Here is a 21,246-nt window from a genome sequence, read left to right as displayed (position 1 = left end):
GGCCTCCGGCGCGGTGGGGACGCACCGTAACGCCGCGGTCAGTCGCGGTACACGGCCTGGATGGGGACCGCACTGTAACGCTGCGGTCAGTCGCGGTACACGGCCTGGACGGTCATGAGCACCCGGTCGGGGACGATCCGCTCCACGACGGCGGCGTCGACGCGGCGCAGCGCCCCGAACACCCGCCCCGCCCGTCGCTTGGCGGACTCGCTCCGCTCCAACCCGGGGAACTCACCCACCAGGACGTAGTAGGCAGCGGCCCAGGCGATCGAAGCCAGACCCGAGCCGCGCACCTGCACCGAGGCGAAGCCCGCGTGCCGCCCCAGATCGCGCAACTGCGTCGGCGTGAACGTGTGGAGGTTGGCGGCCATGGCCACCAGGTCCCAGAAGCGGTGCTCCTCGGCCTCCTCCTCGGACCGTCGTGACAACGGCCGACCGACCCGGTCCGCGATCTGCCGTGCCACCGCCAGCGACCTCAGCGTGGTGACCGCGGTCGCCCCACCGATGCGGTCCGCCCACGGGGTCGGCTCGCTCAGCGCGATGACGGGCCCGCCGGGCACCACCACGCGACGCCACTCACGCAGCGCGACGACGGGGTCGTGCAGGTGGTGCAGCACGCCCCGCGTGACGACGGCATCGAAGCTCGCGTCCGGGTAGGGCAGGTCGGCCGCCGTGGCCTGCACGATCGTCGCGGTCACGCCGAGTGCAGCCGCGTTGTCGCGAGCGCGACCCAGCATGCCGGGTGACAGGTCGACGAGGTGCAGGTCCCGCGCGTGGCCGCCGTGGGCGAGACCCAGACCGAGGAAACCGGTCCCGCAGCCGACGTCGAGGACGCGGTCGAACGTCGCGCCGCCGAGCAGGCGGTGCGCCTCCCGGGCCGCGTCACGAGCCGTGTGCTCGGTCGCCGAGATGCCGAAGCGCTCGTCGTAGGTCTGGCACTCGAACTCGTGGAAGGCGAGCTGGAGCTCGTCAGGCGTGAGGTCGCGCTCGACGTAGCCGTCCTGCTGCGTGCTCACTGCCCCGGATCCGGCTGCTCGGACGGGGGCGGCTCGTCCCCACCACCGTCCGGCGGCGGTTCGTCGCCGCCCTCTTCCGGCGGCGGCTCGGGCTCACCGTCGTCGGGCGGGTCCTCGTCGGGCGGCGGCGGGGCGGGGTCGCTGTTCTGCTCGACGATCTTGACGATGGGCGTGTAGCGGGTGAAGAACTCCTCCCGCTCCTCGGTGCCGTCGGGCTGCTCGAGGACACGCACGACGGTCACGTCGAAGCCCTGCGCCCCGCTCTGGACCACACGCGAGGCACCCGGTGGCAGCGCCTTGTTCTCGCGCGTGCGCGTGCCGAAGCCCCGGTAGTTGGTCGGCGACCCGTGGATCGCGCGAACGGTCACCTCACCGTTGTCGCCGTAGAGGGACACCGTGATCGAGGTGCCCGTGTAGCTGGTGCGTACCAGGATCCCGGCGTCGGTGGTGTTCGTGAAGCGGACGTCGATGTCGGGGGAGGGGTAGTTCAGGGTGGCCTCACGCCCCATCGGGTAGCGGCTGATGTACCAGCTGTGCGCCTTGTACTGATCGATGGGCAGCCCCGCGAAGAACGCCGCGTTGAAGGTCGTCGTCCCGAACTGGCTCGTCCCGCCCCCGCAGACGTCCACGAGCTCGCCGTTGAGGATCATCCCCGCGGCGCGGAAGCCCTTGCCGCAGGTGCGTTCACCGGAGATCTGGTTGACCGAGAACTGCTCGCCCGGTGCCACGGTGGTGCCGTCGACCATGTCCGCGAGGAGCTGGATGTTGGTGACCCGTGACTGGCAACAGGCGTGGTAGGTCGTGAAGGTGCCGATGAGGTGGGTGATACCGAACGCCTCCCCGTCCGCGGTCGTGAACTCGGGTTCGACCGGACGCAGCCGCAGCGGGGCGGTCGTGGTCCCCTGCTGCAGTAGCTCGCTGATCTGCGTCGCGGCGAGACCCGCGTCGAACGTCTCGCCCGGCTGCGATGGGACGATGCGGGCGTCGACGGGGACGGGGGTCCACGAGGTGTCGTCCTGATCGTCGAGCGTCGCGGGCGGCTCGCGGGGGAGGTCGAAGCTCGCGGAGACGGGCTCGCGCTCGAACTCGCTCGCGCGTCCACCGACGGCGGCCTCGACCGCGGCAGCCTCGACCGCGAGCTCGACGGTCCAGGTGTCACCTTCGCTGACCTCGCGCAGCAGCATCATCGAGGCGAGTTGGCTCGGCTCGAGCGTGAGGGTGGCGTCGTTGGCGGTCAGTCGCAGGGGCTCGTTCAGTGCGCCCCGCGCCTGCGCCGCGACCGCTTCGACCGCGGCCGGTTCGATGCGTGCGGGGACGGGGACGGGCTCGAACCCCAGCGTCTCGGGGCCCGCGGTGCTGAGTGCCTCTCGCACCGACGCCGCGATCTCGTCCTCGTCGACCTGCTGCCCAGGTCCCGGTGCCTCCGTGGAGACCGCGAGCGTCGCGGGGTCGATGTGCAGCGCTCCGGGGAAGGGCTCGTCGTTGACCTCGGCGCCCACGCTCGCAACCCACGCCGCCAGCGCCTGCTCGTCGAGCACCTCGACTGGTTCGAGGTCGACGTCGCGCCACAGAGCCGCAACGTGGTCCCAGGACGTCGCGAGGAACCCACCGTCGCGCCCGGGGAGCCGGGCCGCGTCGAGGGTGGCGTCGATGTCGATGCGGTAGCCAACGGATCCCGGATCGAGCGTGAACGACTCGTCCCCGACGACGACCGTGACGGGGTCGGTGCGTCGGGTCTCATCAAGCACCTCGAGCTGCGCGCGGGCGTCCTCCTCGGCGCCGCCCAGGTCCGTCCCCGCGACGGTCACGCCGGGGAGGATGTCACCGTGCGCCGCGCGCAGCGAGACGACGAGCAGGAACGCGACGACGAGGACGCCCAACGAGACCAGTCCCGCGAGCGTGGCAGCGCGACGAAGCGTCAAGGGAACCCCAAGGAGGCACAGCGGATCGGAGCGGGCGGAGCGTACCAGCGTGCGCGACCCGTCCTCCGGCGGCTCTTGCGCGGCGGACGACCTCCGCTACGGTCCCGGGCCGGCCCTGACATCCACGACCCGGAGGTGGCGTGGGCCGCGTTCGTCCCTCCTGGATCTTCCTCCTGGCGGCTGTGACGCTGTTCGCTGCCGGGGCGCTGATGCCTGCCCGCGCCCAGACCGCCGAGGAGGCGGCGCTCAGCGACGCGCAGCGGCGGATCGACGCGGTCGCGGAGCAGATACGGACTGCTGAGGGCGTCGAGGCAGAGGCGTCAGCGCGGCTCGCCGAGGCGGATGCGCGCCTCGCCGAGGTCGAGGCCGCGGTGAACCAGGCGGCAGCGGCGATCGAGCGGCAGCGCCACCGTGTCGTCGAGAGCGAGCGCCTCCTGGCCGAGCTCGCCGCCGAGGTCGAGGGGGTGCACGAGGCGTTCGGACTCCGCGCCGCAGATATGTACAAGCACGGGACCTCGCTGCCGTTCGAGGTGCTGCTCACCGCCGGCGACATCCAGGCAGCTCTCGAGCGCAGCGAGTTCGTGCGCGTCGTCACCGGCACGGACCAGGCGAGGCTCGAGCAGGTCAGCAACGCGCGGATCGCGCTCGCGGGGCAGCAGGACCGCCACGATGCCGAGCTGGCACGGCTCGAGCGCATGCGCCTCGAGCACAAGCAGCTGCTCGCACAGGTGGCCCAGATGCGTCAGCAGCGTCAGCTCGAGCTGGCAGCCGCCCGCGCCGAGGTGGCCGGACTCGAGGAGTCGATGGACAACCTCGAGGATGCGGTCGAGGGTCTCAAGCGGCTCATCGCGGAGCGCCAGAAGCCGGTCACCTCGATCGTTCCGAGCACATCGGGCTACGTGTGGCCTCGCTGCGACCGCGTGACCTCCGGGTTCGGACGCCGCTGGGGCCGGATGCACGAGGGTCTCGACATCGACGGCGAGACGGGCCAGCCCATCGGCGCCGTGAAGGACGGTGTGGTCATCTTCGCGGGGTGGCACGGGGGCTACGGGCAGATGGTGCTCATCGATCATGGGGATGGGGTGGTGAGCGCCTACGCTCATCAGAGCCGCCTCGTCGTGACCGAGGGCCAGACGGTGATCCGGGCCCAGCAGGTCGGCGACGTCGGTTCGACCGGGTCGTCCACCGGGTCGCACCTGCACTTCGAGACCCGCGTCAACGGCGCTGCCGTGGATCCCCTCCAGTTCCTCCCACCGTCCTGCTGAGCTCCCCCGAGGTCCCCGATGCTCGCCGCCATCAGCTTCCCCATACTCGAGCGCATCCCGATCTTCGGCGACGTGGCGCTGTCGCCGCACGGCGTCGGGATCGCCGTCGGGTTCCTCCTGGGTGCGGTCCTGATGATGCGACGAGCCGAGAAGCGCGGGGTCGCCCACTTCGAGGTGCCCGACCTCCGCGAACAGCTGCAGGACCTGCTCGTCCGCGGTGCCATCGGGGCGGTCATCGGCTCGCGCCTGTTCTGGGTGATCACCCACGCAGGCGAGTACACCGACGACCCGCTGCGCGTGTTCGCCGTCTGGGAGGGCGGCCTGACGTTCCTCGGAGGCCTGGCGGGAGCCATCCTGCTCGCGCTGCCGATGATCGTCCGCAGGCGCTGGCGCTTCTTCCAGCTGTTCGACTCCGTGGCTCCCGGTGTCGCGCTCGGTCTGCTGATCGGACGGCTCGGGGACCTCGTCATCGGCGACCACATCGGGGACCCGGCCGGGGACTTCCCCCTCGCCTGGCGCTGCACCTCGAACCTGTGGGTCCGCGCGACGAACACGTTCGGCAGCGTCGCGCCCGACTCCTACCCGCTCGACGCGGTCCGTTCCGGGGTGATCGACCCCCCGACGCAGGGCTGCTTCGACATCGCGGTCCACCAGACCGCTCTGTACGACTTCGTCGCGGTGGCCGCGCTGCTGCTGCTCATGCTGTGGGCCGAGCGCAAGCCGAGGTGGGACGGCTTCTTCGTGATGCTCTACATCTACTGGTACGGGCTGTTCCGGTTCCTGACCGACTTCGTGCGCGAGGACCAGCGCATCCTGGGCCTCACCGGTTCGCAGTGGGCGCTCGTGGCAGCGGCGCTCGCGCTCACCGGGTGGCTGGCCAACCGCCGGCCCTGGGACGAGCGACCGTGGGCCTGGGACCCGCCCGACTTCGACCACCCGTGGAGGGGGACGGTGGCGCCGGTCGGGCCCGACGCCGACGCGAGCGGCGAGGTGGACCAGCCCCCCGACCAGGGCGGCTGACCGGGCCGCTGTGCGGGCGTATGCTCCGGAACGTGTCCAGCGAACGCCACGATCGCTACGAGGCCCTCGCCGTGGGGCACGTCCTCGGTGGGCTTGACCAGCACGACTCCTCCGAGTTCCGCACCCACCTGGTCGGCTGCCGCAGGTGCCGCTCCCACGTGGCCGAGCTCCGCCGACTGGCGGACGAGCTCTCCCAGGTCGAGCGCGAGGAGCGGCAGCGGGCTGCGACGATGCTCGAGGTCGCCGAGGAGACCGATGCCGTGGAGCGCACACGGCCGCGTCCCTGGCATCGAACGGGTGTCAGGGCCTCGGTCGCGCTGGTCGTGCTGGTGGTGATGGTCGGACTGCTCTTCTGGAACCTGCACCTGCGCCGGGTGAACTCGATCCTGGAGACGCTGGCGACTAGTCGCAACGAGGTCATCCGGATACTGTCCGAGGGCGATCCGCTCGAGGTCGAGGTCGGGGACGAGGTCGGAGCAGCTGCGGCCCGCAGCGGCAACGAGATCGCGCTGGCCGTGCACGGCCTCACGGCCCCGGGGCTCGACGAACTGCTCCTCGTGTGGTCCATCCGCCCCGATGGCTCCGCCCTCGACGAGGACATCGTGCCCCCCGGCGCGTACCGCGATGGGCGGCTGGCGCTGGTGGTACCTGCACGCGACGTGAGCAAGATCGTCATCTCGATGGAGACGGTCCCGTTGACCCGCGGCCTGCCTGCAGGCGATCGCCTGGTCACGGTCGCCGCCGACTAGTCACGCGTCGACTGGTCCTCGTCGAAGTAGTCGATCCTGTCCACCGGCATGACGACCGCCGATAGCAGGTTCATCAGGTGTGCGACGATGCGCTTGAGGTGGCGGTAGAACAGCGCGCGAGGCACCGCCTCCCGCGCGACCTGATCGCTCCCGACGAGCTCGGCGACGAGGTCGTCGAAGTCGTCGAGCAAGATGTCGCCCTCCGAGATCAGCGCCTCAGCCGCGTCACGGTCACGCGCGTTGAACACCTCCCCGGCGGTCGTGATGAGCTGCGAGGCACGACGCGCGAGGAGGTGGAGCTCCTCGCGGTCCGGAGCCTCGCTCAGATCGACCTCGAGCGCGGCGAGGTCGAAGATGTTCTTGGCGTAATCGCCGATGCGCTCGATGTCCTTCACCACGCTCATGTACGCGAGGATCGCGGGCACGTCCACCTTCCCGTGGACGCTGGCGTGCACGACGAGCTCGCGCCGGATCTCGCGCTCCAGCTCGTTCACCTCGCGGTCGGTCTCGAGCAGGTCGGGTCCCACGACCTCGGGATCGGCGCCGCCGAGGAGCGCCGACACGGCCAGGTCGAAGCTGTGACGATCGTTGGCGAGCATCTGCTGGATCTGGCGCTCGATCAGCTCGAGCTGCTCCTCGCCTCCGCCCCTGAACAACCGGAAGACCACGGCAACCTCCTCAACGCAGGATGACTATGCCAGCCATCGGGACGAGTACGAACGTGCCCAGGACGTAGGCGACCACCATCGACCGGTTGCGGACCGCCATCTCGGCCAGACCCTCGGCGAGCCGGACGGGGATGAGCCGGACCCCCGGGAGGGGGTACAGCAGCGCGATCCCGGCGACGTTGAAGAGCGTGTGGACGAGGGCGATCACGAGTCCGGCCGGCAGCTCGACGGCGAGTGACGCCAGCAGCGCCGTGACCGTCGTTCCCACGTTGGCACCCAGTGTCACCGGGTACGCGTTGGGGAGTGTCAGCACGCCCGCCGCCACCATGGGCACCAGGATGGACGTGGTGATGCTCGACGACTGGACCGCGATCGTGACGAGCATCCCGATGACGATGCCGGCGAACCCGCCGCCCTTGCCGATGAGCCGGTTCATCGTCCGCTCGATGCGCCCGGCGATGAGCTGACGCATGTTGCGCGTGATGTAGGTCAGGGCCAGGAAGATGAAGCCGAGGCCGACGGTGAGGATGACGACGCCGGCGACGGCCGTCGCGAGCCCGATGCCGTCGATCGCCGAGACGATCGCCTCGGACGGCAGCTTCACGGCCTCCTTCACCGGGCTGCTCGCCTCGGCACCCGTCACGCTGCTGCGGCCCAGCAGATCCGCGATCGCCTCGGCCGATCTCGACAGGAACCCCGTGACCAGTTCCAAGGGGAGGAACAGGGCGACCGCGATGAGGTTGAAGAAGTCGTGCATCGTGGCGCCGGCGAAGGCGCGTCTGAACTCGTCGCTGCGACGGATCGAGCCCAGCGACGCCAACGTGTTCGTGATCGTGGTGCCGATGTTGGCGCCCATGATCATCGGGATGGCAGCCTCGACGGTGAGCGTCCCCGACCCCACTAGGCCCACGATCGTGGCGGTCGACACCGATGACGATTGCACGAGCACGGTGGCGAGCACGCCCGCGAACAGCCCGGCCAGCGGGTTGGTGACGCTCTCGAGGAGACCCTCCTGGAACCCCGCGCCGAGGTGCTTGATACCGCTCTCGAGCAGCGAGACACCGACGAGGAAGAGGTACAGCAACGCGAGCACTAGCGCCGTGCGCACAGGCGCCGACAACTCGCGACGAGGCAGTGGTGGGGCGTCGAGCGTCACCGGCGCGCCGACATCGATCGTGGTGGGCGCGGACGGGTTCGAACCGCCGACCTCTCCGGTGTGAACGGAGCGCTCGTCCCAGACTGAGCTACGCGCCCTGGGCGAGTTCCGAGGCTACCAGCCTCCTGCACGCGCTCCCGTCGCCGTACGGGGCCGCTCACTCCGTGGGGCCCACCGAGGCGAACCTGGTGTACAGGCCCAGCAACGCCGCGCCGCCCGCCACCGCGATCGTGGTCACCAGCGAGGTCCGCGCCAGGCGGTCGCGCGCCATCACGGCGGCGAACGCGTCGGCTCCGTCGGCGATGATCCCGGCTTCGATCCAGCGGTCGGGACGTCGTCCCCGCGTGAGCGAGAGCAGGGTGCCGATGCCGATCGCGAGGTCGCGTGCCCCGAGTCCGCGCAGGGCAGCCTGGGCCCGCGGATCATCCGCCACGTCGCCGAGCCACCCCTTCCCTGACTGCTGGGGTGCGGCGAGCAGCGTGGCGCCGATCGCTGCGCGGCCGAGCGCGATCAGGGCCGTGATCCCCCGGGGGCTCATCGCGGACCTCCCATCCGCGTGGAACCATAGGCGCCTTGACCGGAGGAGCAGCGGTGCGACGTCTGCTGGTGGGTCTGGCCGTCGTCGCGACGGCCACCTCCGGCTGTGCCGAGCCTGCGGTCCTCCCCGTCGCCGGCGATGACACCTCGCGGGCAGCGCTCCCGCTGTCCGCGGTCGATGCGGTCACGCCGCCGGCGGCCGAGCCATCGGACCTGACGGGTCTGCAGGCGGTGCTCGACGAGGTCGCGGCCGCCTTCCTCGCCGCGGACCCCGAGCGCATCCGCCCCCACCTGCACGACCCGGGCTCCGCGTTCGGCCGACGCTGGCTGGATCGTGCGGCGAACCTGCGCGAGGTGCCCCTGTCGCACTACGCACTCGAGCTGGACGACTCCCTCCCGGACCTGGCGACCGCATCGGTCCGCGAGGCGTACGGGGGCGACGCGGTCGTGGTCTACGTCCGTGAGGAGCACGCGCTACGAGACTTCGACAGCTCCGGGCCGGCCACCGAGGACCTGTTCCTCACCGCGGTCCGGACCGACGGTGCCTGGCGCTTCGCGGGCGATCGTGATGCCGAGCCGCTGGGCCTGGTCAGCGTCGATCACCTGTGGGATCACGGACCGGTGGTCGTGTCCGGAGAGGGGCCGATCATCGCTCTGCACCACCCCGACACGCCTTCGGTGGACGCCGTGCTCGCCGAGGCGAGGGCCGCGCTCCAACAGGTCATCGAACGCTGGCCGCTGCCGTGGTCGGAGCGCGTGCCGGTGATCATCCCGCGCGACGAGGAGGAGCTGGCCGAGCTGCTCCACGTGACCTTCGACCTGTCGAGCTTCGTCGCGTTCGCGATCTCGACCCCCGTCGGTGAGCTGGGCGAGTTCGAGCTGACCGGTGCACGCATCGTGGTCAACCCTCCCCGCTTCCTCAACCGCTCCAGCGAGACCCGCCAACTCATCCTGGCCCACGAGCTGCTGCACGTGGCCACGCGTCCGTCCTCGGGCCCGTTCGTCCCCGCCTGGGTCGAGGAGGGCATCGCACAGCGGCTCGGGGAGCAGCGATCCACGACCGGGCTGGGCCTGCTCCAGGGCCTGATCGGCAGGGGCGGGTTCGACGACCGACTCCCCGACGACAGCCAGTTCACGACCGGGGGCCGCGACCGCATCTTCCTCAGCTACCAGACCGCCTTCGCGTTCATCGATTGGCTGGTGTCGACCTACTCCGACGAGCAGGTGGCCGAGTTCTACCGGGCACTGGGCCGAGGAGCGGTCGGCGAGCCGGGGACCGAGGCGTGGCACGTCGACCGAGCAGCACGCGAGGTCTTCGGGATGGGCGTCCTCGAGCTCCGGGGAGCGTGGCGCGACGCTCTCGACGGTTGAGTTCGAGCGCGCGCCCCACGTGAGAGCAGGTCGAGGGTGGACGGCGGCCCGCAGTACCCTGCCGACCCCTACGCACCAGGAGCGCAGCCGTGAGCATCACCGTCAAGCACGGCGACAGCGCCGTGGAGCTCGATGACGGCGCGACCGCGATCCAGGCGCTCAAGGCGCTCGACGCCGTCGGCGGACAGATCGTCGCGGCGCGCGTGAACGGCGAGGAGTGGGACCTCGACCGCCCCGTCCCCGACGGGGCATCGATCGAGCCGATCCCCGCGGACACCGGGGCGGGCCGCGCGATCCTGCGCCACTCGGTCGCTCACCTGATGGCGCAGGCGGTCACCGACCTCTACCCGGGGACGAAGTGGGCGATCGGACCACCGGTCGAAGACGGTTTCTACTACGACTTCGACGTGGACCAGCCGTTCACGCCGGAGGACCTCGAACGTATCGAGGCCCGGATGACCGAGCTCATGAAGGAGCGCCAGTCCTTCATCCGCGAGGAGCTGTCACAGGACGAGGCACTCGCGCTGTTCGACGACCAGCCCTACAAGCGCGAGGTGATCGAGCGGGTCGCGGCTGGTGGTGACGAGCAGGACGCCACCGGTGAACGGGAGGGCGAGGTCACCTTCACGGTCTACCGCAACGTGCGCCCCGACGGTGGCGAGGCGTGGGTCGACCTCTGCCGCGGCCCCCACATCCCGTCCTCGGAGCGCGTGCCCGCCTTCAAGCTGCTGCGCACGGCCGGGGCGTACTGGCGCGGGCGCGAGGACCAGCCGATGCTCCAGCGCATCTACGGCACCGCCTGGGAGTCGCGCAAGGCGCTCGACGAGCACCTGCACCGTCTCGAGGAGGCGCGCAAGCGCGACCACCGCAAGCTCGGTCGGGAGCTGGAGCTGGTGCACTTTCCGGACGAGATCGGTCCCGGGATGGCGATCTTCCTGCCCAAGGGCGCGATCGTGCGCAAGCAGATGGAGGACTGGATCCGCGACGAGGTGCTCGCCCGAGGCTACGAGGCGGTCTACACCCCGCACATCGCCAAGGAGGAGCTGTGGCACACCAGCGGCCACCTGCGCAACTACGGCGAGCTGATGTACCCCGGGATGGAGGTCGACGAATCCGGCACCGCCTACCGGCTCAAGCCGATGAACTGCCCCTTCCACATCCTCGCCTACCAGGCGCGCACCCGCTCCTACCGTGAGCTGCCGCTGCGGTTGTCGGAGCTCGGCACCGTCTACCGCTACGAGAAGTCCGGGGTCGTCAACGGCATGCTGCGTGCCCGCGGCTTCACCCAGGACGACAGCCACATCTTCTGCCGCGACGATCAGGTCGTCGACGAGGTCGTCGCGTGCATCCACTTCGCGCGCGACCTGTACCGCACGTTCGGCCTGGGCGAGCCCTCCCGTGTCGCGGTCTCGACCCGCCCCGAGGGCAAGTCGATCGGCACCAACGAGCAGTGGGCCTACGGAGAGCAAGCGCTGAAGGAGGCGGCCGAGGCGTCGGGCTACGACTACGTCATCGACGTGGGTGAGGGCGCCTTCTACGGACCCAAGATCGACATCCATGCCCACGACGCGATCGGGCGGGAGTGGCAGCTGACCACGATCCAGGTCGACTTCAACCTGCCGGAACTGTTCGATGTCACCTACATCGCCGAGGACGGCGACCCCCACCGGCCGTTCATGGTCCACCGCGCCCTGTTCGGGTCGATCGAGCGCTTCTTCGCGGTGATGCTCGAGTCGTTCAACGGAGCCTTCCCGATGTGGCTCGCGCCGGTCCAGGTCAACGTCGTAGCGGTCGCCGCGGACTTCGTCGCCTACGCGGACGAGGTCGCCGGGTTGCTGCGGGGCATCGGCCTGCGCGTCGAGGTCGACGGGTCCGACGACACCCTCGGCAACAAGATCCGTAAGTCGCAGACCACCAAGGTCCCGTACACCGTCATCGTCGGCAGCTCCGAGCAGGACGCCCACACGGTCGCGATCCGTCCCTACAGCGGCGAGCAGGACAAGGACGTGCCTGTCGACGACTTCGTCGAGCGGCTCGACCTCGAGAACCGCCGACGCTCGCCGTCGTGATCGAGCCGAGGTCCGAACCCAGCGGCGCGAACCGTCGGGCCCAGGCGGCCATGGCCCCCGAGGCGGTGCAGCACCTCTGGGCACCGTGGCGGTACGGCTACATCGCCGGTGACGACGAGGGCATCGAGGGCTGCCCCTTCTGCGTCCTGGCAGGACGCGGCGAGGAGCGGGACCGCGAGAGCCTCATCCTGTACCGGGGCCAGCGCGCGTACGTCATCTTCAACGCTTACCCCTACAACCCCGGCCACCTCATGGTCGTCCCGTTCGCGCACGTGGGTGAGCTGGGCGACCTCGACCAGGAGACCTCGACCGAGGTCTGGGAACTGGGCCGGCGGTGCGCAGCGGTGCTCCACGAGCGGACCTTCTGCGACGGCATCAACCTCGGCATGAACCTCGGCAAGGCGGGCGGTGCCGGCATCGTCGACCACCTACACCTGCACGTGGTGCCCCGGTGGGCCGCCGACACCAACTTCATCTCGACGGTTGGAGCCACCCGCGTGCTGCCGGTCGCGCTCGACGAGCTCTACGACCACCTGAGCCCGAGCTTCAGCTGACGCCCCATCAGCCGTCCGACTCCTGGTGGGCGGCGATGATGCGCTGTGCGACGTTGTCGGGGACGTCCTCGTGATGGTGGTAGCTCATCGCGAGCGTGCCCTGCCCCGAGGTGAGCGCGCGTAGCTCGGCGGCGTACGTGAGCACCTCCGATTCCGGCACGAGCGCGTGCACCACCTGCTTGCCGGCACCCGCGGCATCGGTCCCCAGGATCCGACCTCGTCGGGAGGACAGGTCACCCATCACGGTCCCGGTGTGATCGTCGGGCACGACGATGTCGATCTCCATGATCGGCTCAAGCAGCTTCACCCCGGCGGCGTTGGCGGCCTCGCGGAACGCGAGGATCCCGGCCATCTGGAACGCCGCGTCGGAGCTGTCGACCGAGTGGTGCTTGCCGTCGTACAGCTTCACCTTGACGTCGACGACGGGGTAGCCCGCGAGAGGGCCCTTGTCGAGTGCCTGCAGGACACCCTTCTCGACCGACGGGATGAACTGGTTGGGGATGACGCCGCCGACGATCGCGTCGTCGAACTCGAAGCCTCCGCCGGACGGCAGCGGCTCCACCTCGATGTGCGCGACGCCGTACTGGCCGTGCCCGCCCGACTGCTTGACGTGCTTGCCGACCCCCTGACCTCTGCCCTTGAGCGTCTCGCGGTACGCGACCGGAGGTGGCGACTGGTTGACGTCGACGCCGAACTTGCGGTGCATACGCCTGAGCGTGACGTCCACGTGGGTCGGGCCGTACGAGTGCAGGACCAGCGCCCCGGTGTCCTCGTCTCGCTCCACCCGCAGTGAGGGATCCTCCTCGGCGATGCGTTGCAGCGCGGTCGAGAGCTTGTCCTCGTCGCCGGCGGAAGCGGGGGACAGGGCGACGCGGTAGTAGCCCTCCGGCGGCCGGGGAGCGTCGAAGGCGAACTCGTGCCCCTTCGCCGTGAGCACGTCGCCCGTGCTCACGTCGTCGAGCTTGGCGATCGCGACCAGATCGCCCGCCGAGGCGGATGCGACCGCGATCTGCTCCTTGCCCTGCAGGGTGAAGATGCCGTGGAGGCGCGAGTCCTTCCCGGTGCGGGCATCGAGCAGGTGGTCGTCGTTGGCCAGACCGCCCGCCAGGACACGCAGCAGGTTGATGCGACCGACGAACGGGTCGCTGAGCGTCTTCGCCACGTACGCGGTGGTCGGCGCGTCGAGCGGCAGTTCCCCCTGCGTCCCTTGGATGGGACCGCGGTCGGTGGGGGAGGGGCACTCCTCGATCAGGAAGTCGAGCAGCAACTGGATGCCGATGCCCTTCTCGGCCGATCCACACAGCATGGGGAAGAACTCCGCCTCGGCGATGCCGTGGGCGAACTGCTCGGCGAGCCGCTTGGTCTCGGGGATCTCACCTTCGAGGTACTCCATCAGGAGCTCGTCATCGGTCTCGACGATGGCCTCGACCAACAGTTCGCGGTTCCGCGCCGCCTGCTCCTTGCGCTCGTCGGGGACCTCCGTCTCGGTCCGGACATCGCCGTCGAAGCGCACCGCCATGTCGTGCAGCAGGTCGATGACGCCGGTGAGCTCTGCCTCGACCCCCAGCGGCATCATGACCGGCGCGAACTTCTTGCCGTAGCGCTCGCTCAGAGCATCGACGTTGGTCTGGAACTGCGCGTTCTCGTTGTCGAGCTTGTTCAGAAATACCAGGCGGGGCAGATCGAGCTGATCGCACGCCTGCCACAGTTCGTCGTGTTGCGCTTGGACACCGGCGGTCGCGTCGACGACGAAGATGGCGATGTCGGCGGCGGCGAGCGCTGGGAAGGCGTCGCCGTACGACTCGGGACCTCCGGGGGCGTCGAGGATGTTGATCTTGTGTCCGCTCCACGGGACCGCGGCCAGGGCCAGGCTCAGGGAGTGGTGCTTGTCCTGCTCCTCGGGCTCGAAGTCGAGCTTCGTCGTGCCGTCGGCGGTCGATCCCAAGCGCGTCGTGACGCCTGCGGCGAGCAGCATGGCCTCGGCGAGCGTCGTCTTGCCACCGCCGGTGTGCCCGAGGAGGACGACGTTGCGGATGCGCTCGGTGGGGACGGTCAGATCCTTCGACACGCGCGAACTCCTCTTCTCGTGCTACCGCTTCGCTGCTTGAGCACTGCTCTCGTGCTACCGCTTCGCTGCTTGAGCACTGCTCTGGAACCGGCCGGGCCACGCATCGTAGGTCGCCGAGGCAGCGCGCGCGGCTCGAAGCTGGCTGGTCGAGGGCACCGGTAGGCTCCGGTCCCGATGACCCTCAAGTCCACCTTCTCGCGCCAGATCGACGTCATCGTCGTGCCCATCGGCCGCGGCCTCGCTCGGCTCGGGTTGACCCCCAACTGGATGACGACGTTCGGCATCGTCCTCACCGGTGTCGCCGCCGGACTGGTCGCGACCGGGCACCTGGCCGTTGGCGGGTGGGTCCTCGTCGCGGGGGGCCTAGCCGACCTGTTCGACGGTCCGGTTGCTCGGGCGCGCGGGATGGTGTCGCGGTTCGGGGCGTTCTACGACTCGGTGGCCGACCGCATCTCCGACGCCGTGATCCTGCTCGCGATCGCGTGGGCGGTCCGCGGGGACCCACTGCTCTTCGGCGTGGTGAGCGTCGCGCTCGCGACCGCGCTGCTGACCAGCTACGTCCGAGCGAAGGCGGAGTCGATGGATACCGACTGCAGCGTCGGCTTGCTCGAGCGCGGCGAGCGCTCGATCCTGACCATGGCCGCGCTCGTCATCACCCCCACCTTCGAGGTGGTGCTGTGGGTCCTCGCCGCCGGCGGGCTCGTCACGGTCATCCAGCGGCTGGTGCACGTCCACCGTCAGCTCGCCCCGTCGGAGGTCGGGACGTGACGCGCTCCCCTTCAGCGGACGTCGACGCGCTCCCGCCCCCGCCACCGGAGACCTTCCGTAAACGTCTCACGTACTGGCAGTACCGGCTGGTCTGGGGTATCGCGGCGCGCATGCCGCAGCGCCTGGCGTGGAAGCTGCCGCGTTGGCTGGGGCGGTTGTTCCACAGCATGGCGTCGGGGCGCCAGGAGCAGCAGGTGCGTCGCAACCTCGCCCGCGTGGCGGGCCACCCGCCTGCCCCGGAACTCGACGCCCTCGTGCGTGAGGCGTACGCCGAGTACGGCCGCTACTGGCTCGACTCGTTCCGACTCCACCGGATGGACCCCGAAGAGGTCCTGTCGCGGACGACCGGTGACGGGCTCGAGAACCTCCAGTACCTGACCGACATCGGCGGCGGGATCGTGGCCACCTGCCACCTCGGGTCCTGGGACGTCGGGGCGTACTTCTGTCACCTCAACAACTGGCCCCTGACCGTCGTCGCCGAGGTCCTCGAGCCGCGCCGCCTCTTCGATCGCTTCTTGGCGTTGCGCCGAGACATCGGGCTCGAGGTCGTTCCGCTCGTCCCGGGTGGCGACATGGTGACGCGACTCGAGGAGCACGTGCGGGCGGGGCGTATCGCCACCCTGCTCGCCGACCGGGACCTCACCAAGAAGGGCCCCGTGGTCGAGTTCTTCGGTGAGCCGTGTCGTCTCCCCCCAGGACCTGCCGCCCTGGCACGCCGGACCGGCAAGCCGGTCTCGGCCGGCGCCTTCCTCGCGACGCCGGATGGCTGGCATGCCGACGTGCGTGCTCCGGTGGACATCAGCCACCTGTCCGTCGACGAGGGCACGCAGGTCGTCGCGCACGAACTCGAGAAGCTGATCGGTGCGTACCCGGCGCAATGGCACGTGTTCGTGCGCAACTGGCTGGCCGACCGTGAACCCGACCACCCCGCCGTCGCGGGATCGTGACGTGCGGGTGGCGCTGGTCAGTCCCTACGACCTGACGGTCCCGGGCGGAGTCCAGTCCCACGTGCAGCACGTCGCGGCGCGGCTCCGGGAACTCGGCGACCGGGTGCTCGTGGTCGCGCCCGGCGACCGCAGCGCCCCGCCCCCGGGCGTGCTGGCGGTGGGAGGTTCTCTATCGGTCCCGTTCAACGACTCGGTCGCCCCGATCGCACCGAGCCCCGCAGCCGGGAGGCGGACGGTGCAGGCGCTCGAGCACTTCCGGCCCGACGTGGTGCACGTGCACGAACCAGCCGTCCCGATGGTCGGACTCGCTGCCGCCCTGCGTGGCCCGACACCGGTCGTGGGGACCTTCCACGCCTGGTCCGATTCCGACACGTCGTACCGGCTCGCCCGCCCCCTCGTCGCTCGAGCCGCCCGACGCCTCGCCGTGCGCATCGCGGTCAGCCCCGCAGCGAGTGCGTACCACGCTGCCGCGCTGGGCATCAGCGAGGGCTCGTTCCGACACGTTCCCAACGGGGTGGAGGTCGCCCGCTTCCGTGATGCCCGGCCGATACCCGAACTCGCCGGCGGCCCGCCGGTGCTCCTCTTCGTGGGGCGGCTGGAGCCGCGCAAGGGTCTCGCGCCATTGTTGCGTGCCTTCGTCGAACTCAAGACCCGTCGACCATCCGTGCGCCTCGTCGTGGTGGGAGAGGGGCCGGAACGCGACTACGCGCAGTCGCTGCTACCGGCGCGACTGCGCGCCGACGTCCTCTTCGTCGGGCGTGTCGATCAGGAGGACCTCCCGCGCTTCTACCGGTCCGCGGACCTGTTCGTCTCTCCGGCTCTCGGCGGCGAGTCGTTCGGGATCGTGCTGCTCGAAGCGATGGCAGCTGGCGTCGCGGTCGTGGCGTCCGACATCCCCGGCTACCGCACGGTCCTGCGTGACGGCGTCGAAGGCCGGTTCGTGCCACCCGGCGACTCCGGCACGCTCACCGACACCCTCGACGCCCTCCTGTCGAACGCGGCGCTCCGCGCGGCCATGGCTGAACAGGGCCGCCAGACCGTCCAGCGCTACGACTGGAGCTGCGTCGTCGACCAGCTCCGCGTCATCTACACCCAGGTCAGCGGGACGCTCTGAGTGGGTCCCGTGCCGCCCGCGGTCGCGCGCCGCACGGCGACGAACAGGGCTTGGTGATGTCACTTCGTCGGCTCGAGCGGACGAAGTGCCATCACGATCGAGTCGGGTCTAGGCTCCAGCGGTTGCCTACAGGAGACGTCCCATGATCCCGGGTCTCATCGCGCTCGGTGTGCTGGTCGTGCTGATCCTCGCGATCGTCGCGATCTACAACCGCCTCGTCCGGTTGCGCAACCGGGTCGAGGAGTCGTGGGCCCAGATCGACGTGCAGCTCCGCCGCCGCCACGACCTGATCCCCAACCTCGTGGAGACCGTGAAGGGCTACGCGGCTCACGAGAAGGGCGTGTTCGAGGAGGTGACCCGGGCCCGCGCGGCTGCCGTCGCTGCCGGCGGGGTCCAGGAGCAGGCGCAGGCCGAGCTCGGACTGACCCGGGCGCTGCGGAGCCTGTTCGCCGTCGCCGAGGCCTACCCCGACCTGCAGGCATCGCCGAACTTCCTCGAGCTGCAGGAGGAGCTGACCGCGACCGAGGACCGCATCAGCTCGGCGCGCCAGTTCTACAACGGCGCGGTGCGCAGCTACGACGACGCGCGCGAGACGTTCCCCTCGAACATCGTCGCCGGGATGTTCAACTTCGAGGAGCGCGAGTACTTCGAGGTGGACGATCCCGAGATCCGCGACCCCGTCAAGGTCGAGTTCTGATCTTTGGCGACGCCGCATCCGCGTCGTCGATGGGGGCGTGCTTCGTATCCGCCGCCGAGAGCGCGGTCTCGGCGGCTCGCGTCTCATGGGGACCCGGCCGTTCGTTGGCGCCCTGGGGCGACGGCGCATCCGCGCCATGGATCGGGCGGCCCTTGCGGCTGAGCTTGCATGCATCCTGAGGAGCTGGCGGAGCGCAACATCCGTCGGAGCCGCTGGTACCTGCTCGGTGGCGGACTCGTCTTCTCCGCCATGGCGTACGTGCTCGGCACGCTGTGGTTCGGCGCCGGACCGCTGCCCGGCGTGCTCGCCGCTCTGATCGCTGCCGCGCTCACGTGGACGTCGTACTGGGAGAGCGACCGCATCGTGGTGGCGTCGACCGGGGCGGTGCCCGCGGATCCGGATGACCATCGCCGGCTGCACAACCTCGTCGAGAGCGTGAGCATCGCCGCCGGCATCCCCAAGCCACGGGTCTACGTCGTCCGATCGGACGCACTCAACGCCTTCGCGACGGGGCGTGATCCCGAGCACGCAGCGGTCGCGGTCACGACTGGCCTCCTCGAGAACCTCGACCGGCAGGAACTCGAAGCCGTCGTGGCGCACGAGGTCAGTCACGTGCGCAACTACGACATCCGCCTCATGACGGTCGTCGCGGTCATAGCCGGGGCGATCGTGCTGCTGGCCGACTGGAGCTTCCGTGCGGTGCGCTGGGGTGGCCTCAGCGGCAGCCGCAGGAAGGCGGACGGGGTCGTTCCGCTGCTGGTGATCTTCGGCATCCTGATGGTGATCCTCGCCCCGCTCGGTGCGCGCATCATCACGTCCGCGGTGAGTCGCCAGCGCGAGTACCTCGCTGACGTCAGCGGCGCCCATCTCACGCACAACCCACGCGCGCTCGCCGACGCGCTGCGCAAGATCTCCGATAGCCGCGGTCGGGTGCGCAACGCGACGCACGCGACCGCCCACCTCTGGATCGACGCCCCGCTGCGCCCCAGACGCGGTCGCGGCACCGAGGGCCTGTCCTGGTACGACCGGATGTTCCTCACCCACCCTCCCATCGAGGAGCGCATCCACCGCCTGGAGCTCCTCGGGGCGTAGGAGGCCTGTGCGCAACTGTGGCGCACAGCCCTCCTAGCGTTCGGAGGGCGGACGCCGTGCGGGAACCTCGGCCCGGCCTCGTTACCCTCCGCCGCTCACGACCCGCCCCTCGGAGTGCACCGTTGAGCCCTTCCCGCTTCCGTGCCGCAGCCGTGCTCGTTGCGGCGTCGCTCGTCCTGGCGGCGTGCGGCGGCGACGAGGAGCCCGCGCCGGCCCCCTCGCCCTCGCCGTCCCCGAGCCCGACCCAGACCACGACGGCGGCCCTGACGGGCGAGCCGACGACCGACGAGGAGGTGCTCGAGCGCCCCGCCCTCGCGGTGAAGGTCGAGAACAGCCCCGCCGCGCGTCCCCAGGCTGGCCTGGCCGAGGCGGACATCGTCTTCGAGGAACTCGTCGAGGGCGGCATCACCCGGTTCATGGCGCTGTACAACTCGACCCTGCCGGACGCGGTTGGTCCCATCCGCTCCGGCCGCTTCGTCGACGCTGAGGTGCTCCCTCCCTTCCAGGCGATCCTGGGTCTGTCAGGCGCCGCGCCGGTCGTCGTCGAGGCGATCGAGCGCGCCGGCATCACGACCGTCTACGACGACGGTGACGGCGACCCGTTCTACCGCGAGTCGGGGCGACGTGCCCCGCACAACCTCTTCGCCGATCCCGCGGATCTGATCGATGCAGCGGCGGACGAGGTGCCGCCCGCCAGTCCCGCGTTCGCCTACGACACCGACCTGCCCGAGGGGGCCGAGGGCTGTCCCGCCTTACCGAGCCCCCGGCGTGGTCCCACGTCCGCCCCACGGTCGCCGGCGCCCGCGCCAGCAGAGTCGCCCTCGTGTCCGGGTGCGGGTGATGCGATCACGATCCGCATGTCCGGGGCGAGCGTGACCGGCTGGGAGTTCGACGAGCGGACCCGGACCTACATCCGGTCGCAGAACGGCGAGCCGTTCGAGGACGCCGGTGGCGATCTGATCGCGGCCGACAACGTCGTGGTCCTGGGGATGCGGGTCGGTCCGGGAGGTGGTGCCGACCCCGCCGGGAACCCGCTCACCGACACGCAGGTGTTGGGCAAGGGGCGGGGCGTCGTCCTGCGGGACGGGCACTGGTACGCCATCAGGTGGGAGAAGGCCGACGCGCTGAGCCACTTCCGCTTGCTGGACCGATCGGGGCGGGACTTCCCCCTGACCCCGGGCAGGACGTGGCTGCACCTCGCGCCCGCCGAGGCCCTCCCGGAAGCGCCGGCGACCACCCCGTGACCTCGTGGTGACCTCGATGGCGCGGATGCGCCGTCGCCTGGAGTAGTAACCTCGAGTATCTGCCGACACGCCCCGTGGAGGCGTGACACGTCGACCGGAGACCCACGGTGACCGACCAGCCGACGACCGGCACGTTCCGCGTCAAGCGCGGCCTCGCCGACATGCTCAAGGGCGGCGTCATCATGGACGTCGTCACCCCCCAGGAAGCGCGCATCGCCGAGGAAGCCGGCGCGGTCGCCGTCATGGCGCTCGAGCGCGTGCCCGCGGACATCCGGCGTGATGGGGGCGTGGCGCGGATGTCGGACCCGGAGATGATCGACGGGATCATCGAGGCGGTCTCGATCCCCGTGATGGCCAAGGCGCGGATCGGCCACTTCGTCGAAGCACAGGTCCTGCAGGCTCTCGGGGTCGACTACGTCGACGAGTCCGAGGTCCTCACGCCGGCCGACGAGGCGAACCACATCGACAAGTGGCGCTTCGACGTGCCGTTCGTCTGCGGGGCAACCAACCTCGGCGAGGCCCTGCGCCGCCTGACCGAGGGCGCCGCGATGATCCGCTCGAAGGGTGAGGCAGGGACAGGCAACGTCATCGAGGCCACACGTCACATGCGCGCGATCACGGGCGAGATCCGTCGGCTGTCCTCGCTCGACGAGGGCGAGCTCTTCACCGCCGCGAAGGAACTCCAGGCGCCCTACGAACTCGTGCGCGAGGTCGCCGAAGCGGGCCGCCTCCCGGTCGTGCTGTTCACCGCCGGGGGCATCGCCACCCCGGCGGACGCGGCGATGATGATGCAGCTCGGGGCTGACGGGGTCTTCGTCGGGTCCGAAGTTCCTGCGCCCGGTAATGAGGGCGGCGCGGTTGCGCTGCACGTCGCTGCGGTCAGCGTCCCGAGATCTATCGCGGCGGCCATGGCCGCGTGGCCCGCGTCGTTGGGATGGATGCCGTCCTCCCGGTACTCCGGCCGCTGACTCCGCGGGTCGTTCGGGTCC

At 70.4% G+C, this 21,246-nt stretch carries 19 protein-coding genes and 1 tRNA gene; 13 read left to right on the top strand and 7 right to left on the bottom strand.

Annotation, left to right across the window (positions count from 1 at the left end):
- Window positions 1–86: 86 nt before the first annotated feature.
- A complete protein-coding gene (locus tag KY469_15810; GenBank protein ID MBW3664566.1) occupies window positions 87–1,016 on the bottom strand; it encodes a class I SAM-dependent methyltransferase in 930 nt (309 codons plus the stop codon).
- Window positions 1,013–2,938, bottom strand: a complete 1,926-nt coding sequence (locus KY469_15805) for a VanW family protein (GenBank protein MBW3664565.1) — start codon at window positions 2,936–2,938, stop codon at window positions 1,013–1,015. Before KY469_15805 ends, KY469_15810 begins: the two co-directional genes overlap by 4 nt.
- Before the next feature lie 140 nt (window positions 2,939–3,078).
- Between KY469_15805 and KY469_15800 the strand changes: the two genes are divergently transcribed.
- The 3 genes from KY469_15800 to KY469_15790 all read left to right on the top strand — a co-directional run bounded on the left by KY469_15800 (window position 3,079) and on the right by KY469_15790 (window position 5,972).
- Complete coding sequence (locus KY469_15800; protein ID MBW3664564.1) at window positions 3,079–4,203, top strand: peptidoglycan DD-metalloendopeptidase family protein; 1,125 nt, start codon at window positions 3,079–3,081, stop codon at window positions 4,201–4,203.
- Window positions 4,204–4,221: 18 nt separating this feature from the next.
- Entirely contained in the window at window positions 4,222–5,223 is a 1,002-nt protein-coding gene (locus tag KY469_15795) for a prolipoprotein diacylglyceryl transferase (GenBank protein MBW3664563.1), read from the top strand.
- A gap of 158 nt (window positions 5,224–5,381) precedes the next feature.
- On the top strand, window positions 5,382–5,972 hold the full coding sequence (locus KY469_15790) for a hypothetical protein (protein ID MBW3664562.1): 591 nt from the start codon (window positions 5,382–5,384) through the stop codon (window positions 5,970–5,972).
- Here KY469_15790 and KY469_15785 read toward each other — a convergent pair.
- The 4 genes from KY469_15785 to KY469_15770 all read right to left on the bottom strand — a co-directional run bounded on the left by KY469_15785 (window position 5,969) and on the right by KY469_15770 (window position 8,334).
- Window positions 5,969–6,640 carry a PhoU domain-containing protein gene (locus tag KY469_15785; GenBank protein ID MBW3664561.1) on the bottom strand — a complete coding sequence of 224 codons (672 nt, stop codon included), beginning with the start codon at window positions 6,638–6,640 and terminating at the stop codon, window positions 5,969–5,971. The two genes, KY469_15790 and KY469_15785, sit on opposite strands and share 4 nt — an antisense overlap.
- Window positions 6,641–6,650: 10 nt before the next feature.
- Window positions 6,651–7,748, bottom strand: a complete 1,098-nt coding sequence (locus KY469_15780; GenBank protein ID MBW3664560.1) for a Na/Pi symporter — start codon at window positions 7,746–7,748, stop codon at window positions 6,651–6,653.
- Between the two features lie 68 nt (window positions 7,749–7,816).
- Window positions 7,817–7,894: transfer RNA gene (locus KY469_15775), tRNA-Val, on the bottom strand.
- Window positions 7,895–7,953: 59 nt separating this feature from the next.
- The gene (locus tag KY469_15770; protein ID MBW3664559.1) at window positions 7,954–8,334 is read right to left on the bottom strand and encodes a hypothetical protein; all 381 of its coding nucleotides are present in this window, start codon (window positions 8,332–8,334) and stop codon (window positions 7,954–7,956) included.
- Window positions 8,335–8,387: 53 nt separating this feature from the next.
- On the opposite strand from KY469_15770, the gene KY469_15765 reads away from it, so the two are divergent.
- The 3 genes from KY469_15765 to KY469_15755 all read left to right on the top strand — a co-directional run bounded on the left by KY469_15765 (window position 8,388) and on the right by KY469_15755 (window position 12,327).
- Entirely contained in the window at window positions 8,388–9,704 is a 1,317-nt protein-coding gene (locus KY469_15765; GenBank protein ID MBW3664558.1) for a hypothetical protein, read from the top strand.
- Window positions 9,705–9,793: 89 nt separating this feature from the next.
- Window positions 9,794–11,773 carry a threonine--tRNA ligase gene (gene thrS, locus KY469_15760; GenBank protein ID MBW3664557.1) on the top strand — a complete coding sequence of 660 codons (1,980 nt, stop codon included), beginning with the start codon at window positions 9,794–9,796 and terminating at the stop codon, window positions 11,771–11,773.
- A gap of 65 nt (window positions 11,774–11,838) precedes the next feature.
- The gene (locus KY469_15755; GenBank protein MBW3664556.1) at window positions 11,839–12,327 is read left to right on the top strand and encodes an HIT domain-containing protein; all 489 of its coding nucleotides are present in this window, start codon (window positions 11,839–11,841) and stop codon (window positions 12,325–12,327) included.
- Between the two features lie 7 nt (window positions 12,328–12,334).
- Here the strand turns inward: KY469_15755 and KY469_15750 are convergent, their stop codons facing one another.
- Window positions 12,335–14,395, bottom strand: coding sequence for an elongation factor G (locus tag KY469_15750; GenBank protein ID MBW3664555.1), 2,061 nt, complete (start codon window positions 14,393–14,395; stop codon window positions 12,335–12,337).
- 174 nt (window positions 14,396–14,569) lie between these two features.
- Here KY469_15750 and KY469_15745 point away from each other — a divergent pair, with 174 nt between their 5' ends.
- The 7 genes from KY469_15745 (at window position 14,570) to pdxS (ending at window position 21,225) form a co-directional block, all read left to right on the top strand.
- Window positions 14,570–15,163, top strand: coding sequence for a CDP-alcohol phosphatidyltransferase family protein (locus tag KY469_15745; GenBank protein ID MBW3664554.1), 594 nt, complete (start codon window positions 14,570–14,572; stop codon window positions 15,161–15,163).
- Complete coding sequence (locus KY469_15740) at window positions 15,160–16,110, top strand: phosphatidylinositol mannoside acyltransferase (protein MBW3664553.1); 951 nt, start codon at window positions 15,160–15,162, stop codon at window positions 16,108–16,110. The genes KY469_15745 and KY469_15740 overlap by 4 nt, the downstream gene beginning before the upstream one ends.
- Before the next feature lies 1 nt (window position 16,111).
- Window positions 16,112–17,224, top strand: coding sequence for a glycosyltransferase family 4 protein (locus KY469_15735; GenBank protein ID MBW3664552.1), 1,113 nt, complete (start codon window positions 16,112–16,114; stop codon window positions 17,222–17,224).
- Window positions 17,225–17,366: 142 nt separating this feature from the next.
- Window positions 17,367–17,921 (top strand): LemA family protein, encoded by a 555-nt coding sequence (locus tag KY469_15730; protein MBW3664551.1) that lies wholly within the window; start codon window positions 17,367–17,369, stop codon window positions 17,919–17,921.
- A gap of 168 nt (window positions 17,922–18,089) precedes the next feature.
- Entirely contained in the window at window positions 18,090–19,013 is a 924-nt protein-coding gene (locus KY469_15725; GenBank protein ID MBW3664550.1) for a M48 family metallopeptidase, read from the top strand.
- Between the two features lie 122 nt (window positions 19,014–19,135).
- Entirely contained in the window at window positions 19,136–20,257 is a 1,122-nt protein-coding gene (locus tag KY469_15720; GenBank protein ID MBW3664549.1) for a DUF3048 domain-containing protein, read from the top strand.
- 161 nt (window positions 20,258–20,418) lie between these two features.
- Window positions 20,419–21,225 (top strand): pyridoxal 5'-phosphate synthase lyase subunit PdxS, encoded by an 807-nt coding sequence (gene pdxS, locus KY469_15715; protein MBW3664548.1) that lies wholly within the window; start codon window positions 20,419–20,421, stop codon window positions 21,223–21,225.
- The last annotated feature ends 21 nt before the right edge of the window (window positions 21,226–21,246 follow it).

The organism is Actinomycetota bacterium, from assembly GCA_019347575.1.
In the GTDB taxonomy this organism is placed as follows: domain Bacteria; phylum Actinomycetota; class Nitriliruptoria; order Nitriliruptorales; family Nitriliruptoraceae; genus JAHWKY01.
This window is presented reverse-complemented; position numbering and strand designations above follow the sequence as displayed.